The organism is Rhodococcus sp. NPDC057297, from assembly GCF_042667435.1.
Classification (GTDB): Bacteria; Actinomycetota; Actinomycetes; order Mycobacteriales; family Mycobacteriaceae; genus Rhodococcoides.
Window position 1 is genome coordinate 1 of sequence record NZ_JBHUZE010000003.1, and the last position, 15,609, is coordinate 15,609.

The 15,609-nt window shown below is 63.7% G+C and carries 14 protein-coding genes and 1 pseudogene; 7 read left to right on the plus strand and 8 right to left on the minus strand.

What is annotated here, in order from left to right; all coding sequences use genetic code 11:
* Both ACFULT_RS09920 and ACFULT_RS09925 read right to left on the minus strand, forming a co-directional pair.
* The coding region (locus tag ACFULT_RS09920) for an HNH endonuclease (protein WP_378481366.1) at positions 1–1,676 on the minus strand (1,676 nt) is incomplete at its 3' end.
* A 96-nt stretch (positions 1,677–1,772) separates the two neighbouring features.
* Complete coding sequence (locus tag ACFULT_RS09925) at positions 1,773–2,369, minus strand: TetR/AcrR family transcriptional regulator (protein ID WP_378481367.1); 597 nt, start codon at positions 2,367–2,369, stop codon at positions 1,773–1,775.
* A gap of 119 nt (positions 2,370–2,488) precedes the next feature.
* On the opposite strand from ACFULT_RS09925, the gene ACFULT_RS09930 reads away from it, so the two are divergent.
* Complete coding sequence (locus ACFULT_RS09930) at positions 2,489–3,370, plus strand: alpha/beta fold hydrolase (RefSeq protein ID WP_378481368.1); 882 nt, start codon at positions 2,489–2,491, stop codon at positions 3,368–3,370.
* A 7-nt stretch (positions 3,371–3,377) separates the two neighbouring features.
* Here the strand turns inward: ACFULT_RS09930 and ACFULT_RS09935 are convergent, their stop codons facing one another.
* A complete protein-coding gene (locus ACFULT_RS09935) occupies positions 3,378–4,259 on the minus strand; it encodes an alpha/beta fold hydrolase (RefSeq protein ID WP_037107866.1) in 882 nt (293 codons plus the stop codon).
* Positions 4,260–4,504: 245 nt separating this feature from the next.
* On the minus strand, positions 4,505–6,859 hold the full coding sequence (locus ACFULT_RS09940) for a pyruvate dehydrogenase (RefSeq protein WP_378481369.1): 2,355 nt from the start codon (positions 6,857–6,859) through the stop codon (positions 4,505–4,507).
* Positions 6,860–7,115: 256 nt separating this feature from the next.
* Between ACFULT_RS09940 and ACFULT_RS09945 the strand changes: the two genes are divergently transcribed.
* The 5 genes from ACFULT_RS09945 to ACFULT_RS09965 all read left to right on the plus strand — a co-directional run bounded on the left by ACFULT_RS09945 (position 7,116) and on the right by ACFULT_RS09965 (position 10,090).
* On the plus strand, positions 7,116–7,388 hold the full coding sequence (locus ACFULT_RS09945) for a hypothetical protein (RefSeq protein WP_255122830.1): 273 nt from the start codon (positions 7,116–7,118) through the stop codon (positions 7,386–7,388).
* A gap of 128 nt (positions 7,389–7,516) precedes the next feature.
* Entirely contained in the window at positions 7,517–8,410 is an 894-nt protein-coding gene (locus ACFULT_RS09950) for an NYN domain-containing protein (RefSeq protein ID WP_037108678.1), read from the plus strand.
* A 26-nt stretch (positions 8,411–8,436) separates the two neighbouring features.
* A complete protein-coding gene (locus ACFULT_RS09955; RefSeq protein WP_037108681.1) occupies positions 8,437–8,778 on the plus strand; it encodes a DUF2200 domain-containing protein in 342 nt (113 codons plus the stop codon).
* 19 nt (positions 8,779–8,797) lie between these two features.
* Positions 8,798–9,409, plus strand: coding sequence for an FKBP-type peptidyl-prolyl cis-trans isomerase (locus ACFULT_RS09960; RefSeq protein WP_378481370.1), 612 nt, complete (start codon positions 8,798–8,800; stop codon positions 9,407–9,409).
* Between the two features lie 111 nt (positions 9,410–9,520).
* Entirely contained in the window at positions 9,521–10,090 is a 570-nt protein-coding gene (locus tag ACFULT_RS09965; protein ID WP_037107888.1) for a hypothetical protein, read from the plus strand.
* Between the two features lies 1 nt (position 10,091).
* On the opposite strand, the pseudogene ACFULT_RS09970 reads toward ACFULT_RS09965, so the two are convergent.
* Positions 10,092–10,367: pseudogene (locus tag ACFULT_RS09970) on the minus strand (MarR family winged helix-turn-helix transcriptional regulator); the annotation flags it as partial.
* 504 nt (positions 10,368–10,871) lie between these two features.
* Positions 10,872–11,819 (minus strand): NAD(P)/FAD-dependent oxidoreductase, encoded by a 948-nt coding sequence (locus ACFULT_RS09975; RefSeq protein ID WP_378481371.1) that lies wholly within the window; start codon positions 11,817–11,819, stop codon positions 10,872–10,874.
* A 51-nt stretch (positions 11,820–11,870) separates the two neighbouring features.
* On the opposite strand from ACFULT_RS09975, the gene ACFULT_RS09980 reads away from it, so the two are divergent.
* Complete coding sequence (locus ACFULT_RS09980) at positions 11,871–12,359, plus strand: MarR family winged helix-turn-helix transcriptional regulator (RefSeq protein WP_378481674.1); 489 nt, start codon at positions 11,871–11,873, stop codon at positions 12,357–12,359.
* A 24-nt stretch (positions 12,360–12,383) separates the two neighbouring features.
* On the opposite strand, the gene ACFULT_RS09985 is transcribed toward ACFULT_RS09980, so the two are convergent.
* Together ACFULT_RS09985 and ACFULT_RS09990 are read right to left on the minus strand one after the other, a co-directional pair.
* Positions 12,384–14,789, minus strand: a complete 2,406-nt coding sequence (locus ACFULT_RS09985; RefSeq protein ID WP_378481372.1) for an FtsX-like permease family protein — start codon at positions 14,787–14,789, stop codon at positions 12,384–12,386.
* Positions 14,789–15,547, minus strand: coding sequence for an ABC transporter ATP-binding protein (locus ACFULT_RS09990; protein ID WP_378481373.1), 759 nt, complete (start codon positions 15,545–15,547; stop codon positions 14,789–14,791). Before ACFULT_RS09990 ends, ACFULT_RS09985 begins: the two co-directional genes overlap by 1 nt.
* Positions 15,548–15,609: the final 62 nt, after the last annotated feature.

Here is a 15,609-nt window from a genome sequence, read left to right on the forward strand (position 1 = left end):
TTGGTCTCGATGGTCCATCCGCCGCGGTGGGGGGTGTGGTGGTCGTAGGGGACGATGTGGTCGAGTTCGCAGTCGGTGGAGGGGACGGTGCATCCGGGGTGGGTGCAGGTGCGGTAGGTCATGCGTACGCGGGCGGCGAGGTCGGTGTTGGGTCGGTAGGTCAGGGCGCCGGGTGGTGGCTCGGTGACACCGCCGTGGCCGTCGGGATGGGGTCCTGCAGCGAGGGTGGGGTCGGCGGTGATCGCTGCCAGTAGTGCCGCGGTGATCTGCGCGCGAAGGGTGTCACTGAGCAGACCGGTACCACTGAGTAAACCGGTGCCACGGGGCAGACCGGTGCCACGGGGCAGGCCGGTGGCGCTGGTGGGTGTGGGTACGGTTCCTGCTCGGCGGATCCGGCCGCGGTGGATCAGCCGCGGTACCCGAATCCGTAGGGACGAGAGCACTGTCCTCGGTGCTTGTCGTCGATTCGTCGCGGCAGCGCCGGTTCCTGCGTTCCCGGAATCGTCGGGACCCTCAGTGCCGTGACCCTCGGTGCCGGGCCGATCAGCTGCCTCGTCGCCAGCTGCCTCGTCGTCAGTGCTCTCGTTGTCTGTGCTCTCGTGGTCTTCGGTCTCGGTGTCACCCAGGCCCGTGTCGCCAGGTGTGCCGGTATCGGCATCGACGTGGGCCCCTGCGTCGCCGGGAGTCTCAATGTCTTTTGCCGCCTCGGTGTTCTCCGCGTCCTCTGCCTCTGTCTCTGTTTGGGTGTGGCTGGGTTGTTGGGGGTGTGGTGCTCGGGCGGTGAGGACGTCGTGGAGTTCGGTGAGCAGGCCTTGCCAGTGGGCGTCGGTGGCGATGAGCCGAGCCAGTTCCGGATCGAGTGGGGTTCCGTCGGCCAGTACGGCGGGGTTCTGACGCAATCCGAGCAGTGTTTCGGCGTCGAGGAGGATCTGCACCAACGGTCCCCGCCGAGGATCGGGCCGGTCCGCTGCACCGTCCTGCGGGCATCGTTCCCCGCGCCTGCACTGGCATTCGAGGGCGTGTTCGCCGTGGATCAACGCCATCAACCCATCGACCCGCAACGCTGTCGCCGACCGCGGGTCCTCTCGGCAGACCGTCGCGGCGATCTCGGTCACCAATGCTTCGACTTCGGCGCCTTCGAGGTCGGTGACGATCGCTTCGAGTACCGATGCCCCGCCGCAGTCGCGGCGCACCCGCATCCCCCGGTTACTGCGCACCGTGCTCTCCTGCGCGGCCGCTGCTTCGTCGCGGTCGTGGGCGAACCACAGTCGCCACAACCACAGTCGCAGTGACCGCGGCGTCAACCGTTCCGCCGCAGCGACAGCCTCGAATTCCAGGGCCGCGATGGTGGCATCGGATGCCTTCCCCAACACGGCGGTCAACACCTGCACCCGCGGCCAGTCGACGCCGCCGAACACGAACCGCAGCGCCGTGAGCGGCATCCGCGACAACTCCTGCCCGACGCTCAACAACGGCCGCGCGGCGCTCTGCGACAGACCCAGCGACACCGCCACCTCCGTGACCACCTGCGCCAGAACAGTCGCCGGATCCCCACCGGTGCCGTCGGCGTCGGCGAGGCGGATGTCGGCGATCTCGCACACCGCCTCCACCGTCCTGGCGCGGGCGATGTTCTCCCGCACCCGGCACACCGCGGCATAACCTGCCAACCCGGCCACACACTTAGTACTCGACCCCGCCGAAACCCCCGTATCGAACATACTTTCGAATATACCGAGAGGGTCCGACAGGTTCACGCAAACAGCTGGTCAGGCTCACTGAAGCACCCGGTCGAGGAGGTGTTCGATGAGTTGCTCAGCGGAATGCCTTGTGCTGTAACCCTGCAGCATGCCTTGTGCGAGTCCGCCGACGGCCATGAGCACGAGGTCGGCATCGAGTTCGACAGCGACTGAACGAGATTCGGCGTCACGGCGCGCACGTATGAGCTGGTCGGCGACGAGTGTTGCGAGTGCTCGCGGTGCGGCGAAGGTCTCCTCTGCTGTGATGCCTTGCCCAGTGATCGCGGCCCACCCGAAGGCGCCGAGTATCAACACTTCCTCGCGGCGAGGTTCGTCCAGTGGCAGTAGTTCAGTCAGCACGGCGCGGAGGGCTTCGCGTGGCGTCGGATCGGTGCCGAGTTCTGACCAACGTTTCATGAAGCGCGCGCCTGCGTCGTCCATGACCGAGCGATGAGTAGCGAGCAGGAACTCCTTCTTGGTGCCGAAGTAGTACTGCACGAGGCGTACCGAGAATCCCGCCTCGGCAGCGACCGTCTGGAACGTGACGGACTCGAGTCCGCCGGCGCAGATGACGCGTCGCACTGCGTCGGTGACTTGACGCCGTCTTACTTCGTGGTCGACCAATCGGGGCACGAACGTCTGCCGCCTTCCTGGATGCTGGTTCAACAATGATAAGCCCGTACCAAGAAGTTTGATATGTATGTACCATCAATAGTGATATATCCATATCAATTAGATCGGGAGGCCGAACAATGCCGAAGATCGGGTGTTTCAGCAGCGAGAAGGACAGCCGAAGGTTCACCGACGCTTACGACGCCATCGCTGATCGGTGGCCGGTGCCGTCGACGTCGGTCGATGTCGACACCTCGTTCGGATCGACGTATGTCCGACGATCCGGCACAGGCGAAGGTCTGCCGATCGTCGTGTTGCCCGGGATCGGAGGGAATGGTCTGGTGTGGGGCCGATTCATCGAGGCTCTGGCACTTGACCACGTCGTCTACACGCCGGACGTCATCGGATGGGTAGGGCGGTGCAAACAAACCGCCCCGGTACGCAACTCGGAGGACGTTGCCCGCTGGCTCGTGGATGTCATGGACGGCCTGGGGGAGAGTCGATTCCATCTGGCGGGGAATTCAGCGGGCGCCTGGTTGGCTGCATGCGTTGCGGTCCACCAGCCGGAGCGTCTTGCCAGCTTGGCCATGTTGGAGCCGAGCGCTGCAATCTTCGCCAGACCGCGGATCGGTCTGCTGCTGAAGTTCCTCTCGGCGGGAATTGCGCCCACGGAGAAGCGGATGCGGAAGCTCAACGAATGGCTTCAACCTCGGACCGTGCTCAGTGACGAGGAATACGCTCTTGCACTGGCCGCGGTGAAGTTTCGTATGGCAATGCCGTGGGACCGCACGTTCACGGACGCGGAGCTCGGCGCGATCACTGCACCGAGCCTCGTACTCTTCGGTGCCGAGACTGTCGTCGCCGATCCGAACTTCGCTGCGGCACGGGCACGTCGACACATCAGGTCCGTGGACGTCGGGTTCTACGAAGGAGTTGGTCACGATCTGATGTGGGCCAACCCCGACGAAGTGATTCCGCGGTTCTTGGCCTTCACCGACAGCCATGATCCGGTTCGTGCCTGACCGAGCGTCACCAGTTCCGTAGGTACTCGAGTGCTCGTGCTTGGGCGGCGTCGGATTCGGGGTGGGTGTAGAACGCGAAGTGGGTGCCGCGGTCAAGGGTCAGCAATTCGGACTCGGCGATACCCGCGTGTGCGTGCTCGCTGTTCTCCGGTAGTACATCCGAGTCCGCGCTGCCTTGCACCAGCAACGTGGGTGCTTCGATCGCTCCCCATCCCGGGTCGGCGGACTTGGCGAATTGCACCAGATCGTTGTCCCAGCCGGCCTTCCGCCTGCCCACCTGTGAGGCGGTGAGGGCCATGTCGAGGACGAACTGCTTCTTCACCGGATCGGAATCGATGTACTTCACGTGTTCGTCGAATTCGTCACCACTGAGGGAGCTTTCGTCCGACACGGCGCCCTGGATCACCTGAAGTGGTTGATGCGCAACGAGTTTGCGCATCAACCAATCGCCGATCCTGGTGGTCTGAAAGATGCGCGACGCGATGTCCGGAGTCGGGTTGACCCAGTGTTCGCTCAAGCACGCAATGGCCACGAGCGCACCGGTTCGGTCCGGATGGGTGGCCGCGAACTGGTAGGCCGACGGCCCGCCTCCTGACCATGCCAGCACGCCCACCTTGGCGATGCCCAACTCGTCGAGGAGCGCGGCATACAGATCAGCCTGCTCGCGCGGCGTCACGCGATCGCCCAGCTCGGTTCCGAGGTAGCCCGGCCTCGACACCATGATCGCCTGGAACTCGTCGACGGGGAGGAAACCCGCCATCGCGTCGGCGGCGTCGATTCCACCCGGCGAACCATGCAGCACCAACACCGGTTTGCCGGTACCTCTGACCGCGTACTCGATCGGGCCACGCGCAGTGGAGATCACCTTCACATCGACCAGTGGTTCCATGGCTCCTCATCAGCGCTCGGCGACTAGGGAACATCGTGCTCGCCCGGCAGCGGCGCCGCTTCGCCCGAATCGTGTGAAACACCGCGAGGATTCCGACAGCCCGATGTTTCGATCCGCACGATCGGTGGAAGACAAGACCGAGTTCGGACGTGATCGCCCGGGCACCGCGGTCGAGCCAGGGCCCGGAGGTTCAAAAACTCGTGCCTCCGGGCCCGCCGCTGCGGGTATTCGATCCCCCCGATGAATCAGTGACCGATGACGTCCAAGGCTGCTCCGATGATGGAGTCCGTGTCGATGTGGTGGTACTTGTACACCTCGTCCAGTGAGCCGACCTGACCGAAAGTACTGACGCCCAACGACGTCGAAGCGACTTTGTTGACGGTGGCCAGAAACGCGAGGGTGTGCGGATGGCCGTCGAGCACGGTCACCAGCGGGGTTGCTCGATCTGCTGGTAGCAGCTGGTCGAGGATCCAGGTGTCGCCCGAACGGTGTCCCTGGCGTGCCTGGAGCGCGCGGTAGAGCTCGCCGGGGCTGGTGATGCACAGGACGTCGGCGACGACGCCGATGCCGTCGAGTCGTGCGGCAGCCTGGAGTGCCTCGGTCATCAGCGCCCCCATCGCGGCGATCGTGACCGTGGCACCGTCGCGCCTGACGAGGGGGTATCCGCCGGCGACGACCTGGCGTCGGCGCCGTTCCCGAGCAGCGGGGTCGGCGGGCACGTCGGCCAGTGTCTGATCGACGGGGCGGGTGGACAACCGCAGGTACGCGGAGCTGCCGTCAGGCCTGCCGAGGCGGCCGATGCTGGCGAGCAGCGTCCACTCGACATCGATGGCGAACGCAGGCTCGTAGGTGATGCACCCCGGTTGTTCCAGGCCGATCGACGGTGTCTTGATCGACTGGTGCGCGCCGCCCTCCGCAGCAAGAGTGACACCGGACGGAGTGCCGACGAGAATCGACTGGCCACCTGCATAGATGCCGTAGGACCAGGGTTCGAGCGCGCGTTCGACGAACGGGTCGTACATGACCCCGATCGGGAACAAGGGTTGTCCCCACCGACTCCACGTGGCGCCGAGTTCGCCCATGAGTCCGACGAGGTTGGTCTCGGCAATGCCCAGTTCCATGTGCTGACCGGTGGGCTTCTCGCGCCAGTGCATGATCGTCTCCGCGTCGTCCTCGAACCAGTCGCGACGCTCGGCCGAGGACCAGACCCCGACTTTGTTCACCCAGCCACCGAGGTTGGTGGTGGAACTGACATCGGGGCTGACGGTGACGACCCGGCTCGCGGCGTCTGGTGCCTCCCGCGTCAGATCGATGAGCACGCGCCCCAGTGCAGCCTGAGTGGTGGCTGTGCCCTTCGGTGTCCGGCCGATCTCGACCGGCACGGCGGGAGGCTCGGATACTGGGACGGGATCGCGACGAAGGCGAGCAGCTGCCGCGTCACACACCAGGCCCGACGGGCTGCTCGGAGCGAACGTCGCCCACGGATCGGCCGGATCGACGCCGAGGGATCTGCCCAGCGCCTCGTACTCGTCGACGGTCAGAAGCGACGAATGATTCTGCGGGTGACCCTGGGTCGGCAGGCCGAATCCCTTGACGGTGTAGGCGATGACGACGGTCGGCCTGGTGTCGTCGATCCGGGAGTACGCGTCGCGCAACGCCGCCATGTCGTGGCCGCCGAGATTGCGGATGGACTCGGTGAGCAGTGCGTCGTCGAGATCGGAGATCAGTTCTGCGATCGCCGACGCGTCCTGGCCGGTGCCGGGAAGCCGGGTTCGGAGTTCGTCCGCGGTGCAGCGGAGCAGCCGTTGGTACTCGGGGTTGGGCATGTCGAGTATTCGGCTGCGCAGCGTTTCCCCGCCGGGACGGGCGAAGAGATCTTCGAGGAGTCGACCGAATTTGACGGTGATCACCTGCCAGCCGGCGGCGTCGAACATCTTCTCGAGGCGCCGTGCGGCGATGTTGGGCACCACTCGGTCGAGGGATTGCCGGTTCAGATCGACGATCCACACGATTTCGCCGAGCTCGGCGATGCCCGGATCGATGATCGCCTCCCAGACGGCACCCTCGTCGAGCTCGGCGTCTCCGACGAGTGAGTACTGGCGCCCGGAGAAACCCGACGGTCGTGAAGTGCCGTCGGAGTCACCGAAGCTCGTCTCGACGTATCGACGCGACATCGCACCCCAGATGGGCGCAGTGGCACCGATTCCGACCGAGCCGGTGCTGTAGTCCACCGGGTCGGGGTCCTTGGCTCGCGACGGATAGGACTGCAGTCCACCGAACGATCGCAAGGTGGTGAGGTACTTCTCGTCGAGCTCACCCAGCAGGTAGTTGATCGCGTGGAGGACCGGGGATGCGTGCGGCTTGACCGACACGCGATCCCCGGCTTCCAGCTGCTCGAACCACAGCGAGGTCATGATCGAGACCATCGACGCACAGGAGGCTTGGTGACCACCGACTTTGAGTCCCGACGGGTTGGGCCGAACTCGATTGGCGTGATGGATGATCGACGTCGACAGCCACAGCACCTTCTCGGCGATCTCGTGCAGATCGTCACGAGCGCCCCGGGGCGAATGATGTTCAGCGGGAGTGATGCTGGTCATGACTGCTCAGTCGATCAGACATCGGTGTACTGCACAATGCATGAACGGGAGACTGAGCACGATGCACGGTTGCAGGCGTATCAGGCGGCGTCGGATTGGTCGAAGTGGTCAGTAGCGGCTATGACATCTGTCATCACGTTTTCATGGAGAAGTCACTGCACAAGATGATGAGGCGCACTGTTTTTCGTTTCCGATGAACGACAGAGTCGTAGATGGAAAGAGCATCTGGCTCACAGCATCCACGAAGGAGACGAAGATGAGGAATTCGACCAAGTTCGCGTTGACCACCCTGGCCGCTGCAGCACTCTTCGGGACCGCGGGTGCCGTCGGGACTACTGCAGCATCGGCGGACACCATCGAGAACCTGACGCCGCGAGCGAACGACGGCGCGCATTGCGTGGTGGTGGACGACCACGGTCGTGAGCAGGATTTTCTGTACAGCCCGTTCGACTGCTCCAGCGCTCAGTCGGATATCGATCGCGAGGAGCGCCGCGAAGAACGACGCGAGGAGCGCGCGTCCGCGGAGTGAGGCGTGAGCCGTTCACCGTGAGATAGTGGCCCATGCGGCCGACCTGTTCTGTGTACGTCGACACCGGTTATCTCTTGGCATCTGCCGCGACTCGGAGGACAGGCACGTCTCTGCGGAGCGGAATCTTCGTGGATTACGCAACGTTGATCGCCGCTCTGGTCGACGCCGCAGAGACTCGATCGGGGTTACCGATACTCCGTGTGTACTGGTACGACTCCGCGCGGAACGGAGTTCCGGATGCCCAACAGGAGCGGATCGGTGAACTGTCCAAGGTCAAGCTCCGGCTCGGCCGGTTCGGTGTCAACGGGGAACAGAAGGGCGTCGACCTGCGCATCGGACTCGACCTCGTCGCACATGCGAGAAGCAATGCGTCGGACGTGTTCTTCCTGGTGTCCGGAGACGACGATCTGACCGAGGCCGTCGAGGAGGCACAGGCACACGGTGTGCAGGTGCTGCTTCTGACCGTCCCGACGAACGACGGCAAACCCCACGGCGTCAGTCGCCACTTGATCCGAGCGTCCGACGGGCTCGACTTCTTCGACGGCGCCGCCGTGGATGCGGCCGTCATGAAGATCGATCGGCAGCCCGCTCCCGTGGTCGTCACCGACCCGGTGAGCGTCCCCAAGCCTGCACCCCGGCCGGGACCCAAGCCCGGCCCACGCGTGCCCACCCCGCTCGACGTCGCGTCGACCGCGCAGGCACCCGCTCCCGTTCGACCCGCGAACGTTCTCGTCTACAGCGGAACCACCGGATCAGGTAGCACCGTCCAACCCGAGTACGTCATGGCGGGTGAGGAAACCGAACTGATCGACGAGGTGGTCTCTCGCGTCCTGGCATCGTTGGAAGCGAGCAGCACACCCGAGGACAAGCTGAGCCTGCAACGCACCAGGCCGAACATCCCACCGGACATCGACCGGGCGCTCCTGCTCGACGCCTCCGACGCCATGGGACACCACGACCTCGACGAGGGAATCCGATACCGCCTGCGCGCGCGATTCTGGGAGAAGTACGACGAACAGTGACGGCCGACGGGCCCTACACTCGTCGCATGCATCGCATCTTCACCACCAGCGTCGCTTCGGTGTATCCGCATTACGTCACCAAGCTGGAACGCAAGGGACGCACGGAAGAAGAGTTGCGTGAGGTCGTCGAATGGCTGACCGGATTCGACAGTGTCGCACTGCAACACCACCTCTCCGCTGAAACCACGTTCGAGGATTTCTTCGCCGAAGCCCGGCTCAATCCGGGCACGTCGCTCATCACCGGTGTGGTGTGCGGGGTGCGCGTCGAGAACGTCGAGGATCCCCTGATGCAGAAGATTCGTTATCTGGACAAGCTGGTTGACGAGCTGGCCAAGGGAAAGAAGATGGAGAAGGTGCTGCGGACCTGACCGGACGGGTGTATGTACCGTGGCAGCGGTGAAATCAACTCGTGTTTCGGTGTCCGGTGTCCTCGTGTCCAGCGCGGCACTCGTATTGACCTTGGCTGCATGTGGATCCGACTCGGATGCTCCGACGACCTCGACGACGTCCTCGGCTGCATCGTCGGTAGCGGAGGCAGCGACGTGCCCCACCGCGGAACCCGAAGACGCGGGCGACCCCGAATGGACTCTGGCGGGAGATACCGGCAGTGTGTCGGTCATCGGTTCCACGGATTCTTCGGCCCCCGTGGTGGACATCGAGGCGCCGTTCAGCGTGGCGCAGACACAGGTGCAGACATTGCAGGCCGGTGACGGACCCGTCGTGGCGGACGACGCCGAGGTCTCAGTCTGCTACATGGGCGTCAACGGACGCGACGGATCGGTGTTCGACAGCAGCTACGAGCGCGGCGCGCCCGTGGAGTTCCCGCTGACCGGCGTCGTCCCCGGATTCCAGAAGGCAATCGCAGGCCAGACGACGGGGTCGACCGTGGCTGTGGCGATGAACTCTGCCGACGGCTACCCGGACGGTCAGCCCCGCGCCGGAATCGAGGCAGGCGACAGCCTGGTGTTCGCGATCAAGATTCTGGGCGTCACCGGATAACTTCCCGGTGCGTGGCACGAATAGTTGCGTGCTGTGACCGATGTTCAGCGCCACCTACCGCGGCAGAATCGATGATGTCAGATCGAGGACTTCGGCGAAGGGCGGCCCGGGATGCGCTTGCCTGGTCTTGCACTCGGATTCGTGCCGTGGGCGCTGTTCCTCGTGATGCCGCATCGCGGAGGCGACCACGCGCTGCTCTTCTCGAGCATCCTCACCGCGCTCGTTGCGCTGGTGCTCACTCACTGGACTCGTGGGCGGGCGGGAATCAAGTGGCTCGGCGCCGCTGCGGTGCTCACCTTCGTGGGCTTCGCAGCAGCGTCGCTGCTGTCGGTCCCGTCGACGACGTGGCTGCCGGAGTACGCGTCGGGAATCGCGCTGTTCGTGCTCGCAGTCGTGATGGCGACGTCGACCCTCGGCGTCACCTTCACCGAGCAGTACGCGCGTGAAAGTCTGCCGAAGGAGTACTGGGGCGCCCCGCGGCTTCGCTCGCTGAACGTGCGGATCTCGGCCACGTGGGCAGTGTGCACCTTCGCGGCCGCCCTGAGTACGACAGGTGCGGCAGTGGTAACCGACCCGTTCTCCAAGTACTTCGCCCTCACCTGGATCGTCCCAGTGTGCTTGACGCTCTTCGCTTCTCGATACACGGCTACGTCGCTGGGGGCACTCACCTCGCGCACATGAGCAGCGTCGACGCGGCCCCGGCCTGCGCCGTGCCGTCGTCGACCAGGCCGGAACTGACAAACCCGGCTACCGCACTGTGCGCGCTCTGCACAGTGATGCGAGAGCGACGCGCAAGTTCGCTGAACGAAAGTCCAGGCGTACCGCGAATATGGCCCAGCAGCCCGTACTTCCGCGTCGTCAGCCCAAGCGGCTTCAGCGCCTCCGCGAACGCCGCATCCCACACCCTCGCCGCCGTGAGCAACGTGATCGTGGGACTGAACGGAACGGGCGCGGACATACCGGCAGATTACCGAGGGCCGAGTTGGCCAATGTGGTGCGGTTCGAGAATTCGTGCTCAGTTGGTCAGATGCCTTGTATCACTGAGACGAACTATCTGGCGATTGTGAAAGTAAACGTCTTCGTGCAATGTTCTGGCGCAGAACATCATCGACAGCCGAGTAGACAGGGCGGGCAAGGGCCTCCATGGTCCCGGCGCCATCGATCCCTTCGTCGTGAGCTGATCGAGCCCCGAATTCCGGGGGCGGTATGAAGCGTTCATCGAGCCAGCTCCGAGGCTTTCCCTCTGCACGACCGTACGACTTCTCCCGAAAGCGCGAATCGAGAGCAAGCGTGCCTCCCAGAACTGCGCAGATCGAACCATCCTCCGACTTTTCGCTCCACGTGATGAGTCGCCTCGGGATGGGTCACCACGAATATTGTTCTCACCGCATCTTCCTCGAAGTGTTCGGTCTCGCTCGGTTGCCATGATGGTCAGGGCGAGGCCGGCCGCAGGTGCAGGGTTTCATGGAGATTGCCGGTCGAGAACTGGCATGTCTTGCTCGAGCAACGAGCGATTCACTGCAATTCCTGTCCGTGTTCCCTGCGCCGCAGCGTGAACCAGCTGAGCGGGTGAATCCACGACGTTTCCTGCTGCCCAAACACCCGCCACCGATGTTGCACCGTTCTGGTCGACGGTAATCCACCCGTCGTCGTTGTGCGTGCATCCTAGATCGAACAACAGTGCGTGGTTGGGTGAGAATCGTGGTCCGACGAACACTGCCGTTCGATCCACATCCTCGCCGTTCACGAGTTGGACGGTGAGCTTGCTGTCGACCGAGCGAACGCGTCGAACACGACCGTCGACGATCCGAACCCCCCACTGAGACAGGCTGGCCCGTTCGGATGCTGCGAGATCGATTGCGTCGGGAAAGAAAATCACGTCGTCCGACCAGAGCCGGAGCAACTCTGCCTGATGTAGGGAGAACGAGCGGTTGGGGCCGGCGAGGACACCGATGTGGCCACCACGAACTTCGTATCCGTGACAATAAGGGCAGTGCGCAATATTTCCACCCCACGAATCCTCTATGCCCTCCACTTCGGGTAATTCGTCTCGCAGTCCCGTTGCGACGACAACGGCACGTGCTCGGTGCACGCTGCCACTGTGCTCTACGAGTTCGAAAGTGCCGCCACTGTGCCGCCGGACTGAATCGATGGCTCCGGCTTTCCAGGTGCACCCGTAATGCTCCGCCTCATGACGACCTCGGCGATGCAACTCATCGGGTGAAATTCCGTCTAGTCCGAGGTAGTTGTGCACATGTTCAGCGGATCCGTTCCGGGTTTTTCCAGCATCGACGACCAAGACGCGTCTCATCGCGCGCGCCAGGAGTATCGCTGCGCTTGCACCTGCGGGGCCACCGCCGACGATGATCGCGTCATATGTCGGGGAGGCATTTGTCGGGGAGTTCGGCATGTCTGGCAGACAAGACACTTGTCAACTAGTTAACAAACTTGGTAGGTGTCTATGGCTTCTCTTCGTAAGCGCACCGAGCAAGCGTGGATCAACGCTCGCCCGGACTTGGATCTGAGTCCGATGGAGGTAGTCGGACAAATAAACAGGATTGCCGCGGCGCTCGAGTTGGCAGTGGAGCCGATCTATGCAGACGCAGGCGTGTCAGCTACCGAGGTACAGCTGCTCGTACCTCTCCGGTATTCCACAGAACAGACGGCAATTCGGATCGCGGAGCAACTGGGTATGACACGAGCGGGCGTCTCCAAAGCGCTGAGTAGTCTCGAGCGCAGGGGATTCGTGGAACGGATATCGAACCCGTCCGATCGTCGAAGTGCGTTCGTCCGATTGACTGATTCAGGCAGGGCTGTCATCGACGAAGTGTTCCCCAAGGAAATACGTGCGCACGCGGTTCTGCTGGAGGCGTTGGGTGGTGAGCGCCGCCGAATCCTGTCCTCCTTGAACCTGCTTGCTGACGCGGTGGATGCCGACACAGCGCGATGATCGCGGTTCGTGCGTACTGGGCAACTATCGGAACTTACCCTCTGGCCGAGGCCTCAGGGTGCGCCGCGTGACGATTGCAGTGGAGCCCGATGCCAGCACCAGGCAACCGGTCACGACCCAGGCAATGGTCCGCCAGGGGAGATGCAGTCCAACCTCGGTGCCGGTCAGTTGGCCCAACCCGGCGGCCATGCCCAGCAAGGGTGGGATGGTCACGATCGAACCGAGTGCAGAACCGATGAGGACGATGATTACCGTCTCGAAGACTGCCGTCGACAGCAATTGTCGTGACGAGCCGCCGGAGGCTTGCAGAGCCGAGATGTCCGGCCCACGACGGTACGCTGACACAGCCATGACGTTCGCGACGGCAAGCCCGCAGTAACCAACGGACATTGCAATGAGCGTCGCTGCAAGCCAATTGGTGAGCCGAGCGTCGACTTCGTAGTCCTGCAGCGCAAAACTGTACGCATCCTTCACCGTGGCGCCCGGAGGAAGTTGTGAAGGCGTCTTTTCCTGCGGCAGGAAGACGACATCGGTCAGGGCTGATGGATCGTGCTTGCGCACCAGGTCCCGCGGCAAGACAAAGGCCCCACGCGCGGGATCGAGTGGAAGTACCTGCGAGATGGTCACGTTTTCGGACATCCCGTCCGCAAAGCGCACCGTGATCGTCCGACCGACCTGCACATCGAGCAGTGTCGCAGTCGCTTCGTCCACGACAGCGTGTCCTGCTCTGGCATAACGTTCGTCGAGGCTGCCGATGGCGTCGACGACAGTGGTGTTGCCCTGTATTCCAGGCACGAACAACCGGGTCGGTAGGCCTGCTCTAGTCCCGAGCGGGCCCGCTCCTGACTCCGCCACCACCTGGTCGCTGAGGCCCGGGGTGCCGTCGGACGTCACGAGCACCATTCCTTGCAGTTGCTCGGTCTGCTCGGCGGGATATGCCACTGCCATCGTCTCGACCATCCCGCTCAACAGCACCGCGAATCCGACGGCTGCGATGACAGGAGCAGCCGTGCCGGCGGCACGTCGCGTACTCGTGGTGAGTTCCGCTTTCAGGAGCATCGGTCCCGCCGAGCGGGATGATCGCGCGAACGGCCACGTCACCAGTTGTGCGATCGGGCCGATGACGATGGGCGCGAGCAGCGCGGCCGAGACAGTCAACAGCATGGCTGCTCCGATTGCGTTGGTGATTCTGCTGTCCGGTCCCGCGCCCGCGGTCAACGCAGTCGCCCCGACACCGCCGAGGAGTGCGGCTATTCCCGATACCCAGCGCACCTTCGTCATCGGATGTCGCTCGACGGCGGCGGTGAGCAGTGCTTCGATCGGAGCCACCCTGGTCGCGGACTCGGCAGTTGCCCAGGCGCCGATCACTGCGACGACTACTCCGACGACCACTGCCACGATCACCGGCCAAGCAGAGATACGCAGGTGGAAGTCAGGCGGCTGAACGTCAAGACTCAGCAGTACTATTCGCAGTATCGGAGCAAGAGCGAGACCGACTGTAGCGCCTATGATTCCACCGATACAACCGATGGAAGCAGCTTCGCCGAGAACCATGCGTCGAACCTGTCCCGGTGAGGCGCCGACGGTTCGAAGCAAACCGAGTTCCCGACGGCGTTCGGTCGTAGCGAGTGCGAATGTCGAGGCGACGACGAAGACGGTCGTGAACAGCCCGATGGACGACATCGCGATGATCAATTGATTACCGAGATTTCTCCGGTGGCCGACGAATTCGGGCTCGAGCGCTGCTCGATCCTCGCCGGTGACGATCCGGCCGCGGTCGCCCAACTGCAGTTGAGCTGCAGAAGAGACGGCGTCGATCTGCGTATCCGTCGAAATCACGAGTCCTATCGCCCGGACACCCGGATCGAGTTGCGCAGCACGCTCGTCGGCGAAATACAGGCCAGCACTGCTGAGCGTTCCCGTCACGGTGAAGGTCTCCAACCCCGCCGCGAGATTGACCGACACAGAATCACCGGGTTCGAAGCCCAGTGCATCCGGTACGACGACCTGGTTGCCATTGGTCGGTGGTGTTCCGGATGTCAATCGATACGGGCTCAGATCGACACTCGCCCAGCCGTGTCCGGCCTCCTCGGCTCCTTCGTCCTCGATCGGAGTGCCGTCGACGAAGGGTTGTGCATAGAAAGAGCGGTCGGCGGCGACGCGCACTCCTGGCAGGGCGCTGAGATCGTCGGCGATCTGTTGGGCTTCGGTCGCACTCCACGGAACGAAATCCGATGTGTTGCCGAACTCGTTGTCGGCCTGAGGGGGCAGCGCGAGCGCAGTCGCCCCGGCCAAGCGTGGTTGAACCACGGGGCGTGACGAGTCGTAGACGACGAGTGTCGCACTGATCAGCGCAACACCGAAGGTGGTAGCCAGGAGCGCGGCCACATAGCTCGCCCAGTGACTGCGGAGGTTGGCCGACGCAAGCATCAGGACTCCAATCCGGCCATTCGAGTGGCGATCGCGGCAACACTGTCGGTCCGACCGCGCTGGATGCTCAGTGAGTCCACTATTCGACCGTCCGCCAGGAAGATCGTTGTGTCTGCATAGGAGGCGGCGAGTGGATCGTGGGTGACCATCACGGTGGTCTGCTGTTGCCGGTCCACGAGCTCACGCATCAGCGACAGAACGTGTTTCGAGGTCCGGGTGTCCACTGCACCTGTCGGTTCGTCCGCGAAGAGAACATCCGGGCGGGTGATGAGGGCACGCGCGAGGGCGACGCGCTGCTGCTGGCCACCGGACAGTTGAGCTGGACGATGAGAGGCGCGGTCCGCGAGTCCCACCTCGGCGAGGGCTGCCGCCACGTCCTTACCAAGTACTCGCCGACCGGCGAATCGTGCCGGGAGTTCGACGTTCTGCGCCGCCGTCAGCGAGCCCACCAGGTTGAACGCCTGAAAAACGAATCCAACGTGTCGTCGCCGTAGTTCGGTCCGCGCTTGCTCATCCATCTCGGTGATGTCGGAACCTGCAATCCTCACGGCGCCACCAGTCGGTGTGTCGAGGCCGGCCGCACAGTGCAGCAACGTCGATTTACCCGAGCCCGACGGGCCCATGATCGCCGTGAAACTGCCCCGTGCGAAGTCTATCGACACTCCGGAAAGGGCTGTCACCGTGCGGTTGCCTCGACCATGCACCTTGCGGACGTCGTCGAGTTGAATTGCTGCTTCTGCCTCGTGGTGCTTGTGCATTCCTTCAGTGAATCGGCTGATCCTGGCTCGCACAGTCACGCGCGCCCTATGCGACGGGGGTA

Bases quoted from the DNA above. Each gene is read 5' to 3' on its own strand.
- ACFULT_RS09930 (WP_378481368.1), top strand. From the start codon at position 2,489: ATGCCGAAGATCGGGTGTTTCAGCAGCGAGAAGGACAGCCGAAGGTTC.
- ACFULT_RS09935 (WP_037107866.1), bottom strand. From the start codon at position 4,259: ATGGAACCACTGGTCGATGTGAAGGTGATCTCCACTGCGCGTGGCCCG.
- ACFULT_RS09940 (WP_378481369.1), bottom strand. From the start codon at position 6,859: ATGACCAGCATCACTCCCGCTGAACATCATTCGCCCCGGGGCGCTCGT.
- ACFULT_RS09945 (WP_255122830.1), top strand. From the start codon at position 7,116: ATGAGGAATTCGACCAAGTTCGCGTTGACCACCCTGGCCGCTGCAGCA.
- ACFULT_RS09955 (WP_037108681.1), top strand. From the start codon at position 8,437: ATGCATCGCATCTTCACCACCAGCGTCGCTTCGGTGTATCCGCATTAC.
- ACFULT_RS09965 (WP_037107888.1), top strand. From the start codon at position 9,521: ATGCGCTTGCCTGGTCTTGCACTCGGATTCGTGCCGTGGGCGCTGTTC.
- ACFULT_RS09975 (WP_378481371.1), bottom strand. From the start codon at position 11,819: ATGCCGAACTCCCCGACAAATGCCTCCCCGACATATGACGCGATCATC.
- ACFULT_RS09980 (WP_378481674.1), top strand. From the start codon at position 11,871: ATGGCTTCTCTTCGTAAGCGCACCGAGCAAGCGTGGATCAACGCTCGC.
- ACFULT_RS09985 (WP_378481372.1), bottom strand. From the start codon at position 14,789: ATGCTTGCGTCGGCCAACCTCCGCAGTCACTGGGCGAGCTATGTGGCC.
- ACFULT_RS09990 (WP_378481373.1), bottom strand. From the start codon at position 15,547: ATGCACAAGCACCACGAGGCAGAAGCAGCAATTCAACTCGACGACGTC.